Here is a 324-nt window from a genome sequence, read left to right on the forward strand (position 1 = left end):
TTCATAGTTTTGCATATAACCCGCAGTCCGTCTCTCGTAATGGGGCAGCTGACAAAACAGCTGATGTAGAGCCAGAAAAAATAGACCTTGTTACACCCCCCCCCGGCCGATTCAAAGCAGAAAAACGAGCTTGGCAGCTTAAGAGGGCATTTGGAAAAAATCGCGGCAGAGAGGCCGCCTGAGGAGCCTCCTGAGCTTGATATAGTTAAAAATATGCCAAAGCTTGACGATCTGCCTCCTCCGCCTGGTGCGCCGGATGCGCCTGTGGCACCGACGGGTAATCCAAAAATTGGGATGTAAATAAAAGAGGCTTATGCCTCTTTT

Annotated in this window: 1 protein-coding gene; it reads left to right on the plus strand. The window is 49.7% G+C overall.

Annotation, left to right across the window (positions count from 1 at the left end; genetic code table 11):
• The first annotated feature begins 150 nt into the window (after nucleotides 1-150).
• Nucleotides 151-300 carry a hypothetical protein gene (locus ACYVTD_RS16980; RefSeq protein WP_461248823.1) on the plus strand — a complete coding sequence of 50 codons (150 nt, stop codon included), beginning with the start codon at nucleotides 151-153 and terminating at the stop codon, nucleotides 298-300.
• Nucleotides 301-324 lie beyond the last annotated feature (24 nt).

This window comes from Treponema sp. R6D11 (assembly GCF_054786075.1).